This window comes from Agromyces binzhouensis (genome assembly GCF_004135055.1).
Taxonomy (GTDB): Bacteria; Actinomycetota; Actinomycetes; order Actinomycetales; family Microbacteriaceae; genus Agromyces; species Agromyces binzhouensis.
In genome coordinates, this window is the sequence record NZ_SDPL01000706.1 from 1 (window position 1) to 840 (window position 840).

At 75.2% G+C, this 840-nt stretch carries 1 pseudogene; it reads right to left on the reverse strand.

Annotated elements, in window-relative coordinates:
• A pseudogene (locus tag ESO86_RS17770) lies at positions 1-783 on the reverse strand (hypothetical protein); the annotation flags it as partial.
• Positions 784-840 lie beyond the last annotated feature (57 nt).

An 840-nucleotide genomic window follows, 5' to 3' on the forward strand; every position in this document is an offset into this window, starting at 1 on the left:
TATCGCGGCGGCGGCCTCCGCCGAGTGCGGCGCCCGGAGCGCGACCGCGAGATCCCGCCGGCACTCGTCGGCGAGGGCGGGCAATGCGGCCTCGGCGCGCAGTGCCTCCACCTCGAAGGCCTCGACGGCATCGAGCAGCGCAGCCGCGCGACGGATCGAACGAGTGGATGCCTCGAGCGCGACGTCGGCGTGCCCACTCGAGCCCTCCGACCGCCGTCGCTCCGCCACGCCGACGCCGTGCTCGGCGAATCCGAGCAGCTGGTCGGCCTCCGAGAGGTTCGCCTCGATGGGGGTGAGCGCGTCGCGCGCGCAGCGCGCCGCCAGCCGGTCGATCGTGATGCGGGCGTACGGGATGCGCGCTCGCATGCGCAGGAGATCGGCGCGCACGGCGCCGATGACCTCGGGCGCTCGGCGTGCACGCGACATCCGCTCGGCCAGGTCGGCGGTCTGCTCATCGAGCACGCGCTCGACGGCCTCGCACAGGTCGACGATCCGGAGGTGCCGGGCACGCACCTCGTCGGCCGACCCGGGCATCGCGTCGTGATTCAGTCGGTTCAGCCGGAACGCCTCGGTCAGCCGGCCGCGCGCCGCGACGAGCGCCTCGACCGCCTGAGCGATCGCATCACGTCCCAGCTCAGCCTCGGCGAAGCCGAGCTCGTCGACGGCGGCACGGATGCGGTCGTCGGCCGCGACCAGAGCGGAGCCGGCCCGCGTCGCCGACCTCGCGTCGTGGACCTGGAGTTCGGGCGCACCCCGCCTGCGCCTGGCCCGGAACCCGGCCATGCATGGATTCTACGAGCGGGGCGCGACGCGCGCCATGGGCCGGCGCGGCGCCGCGGC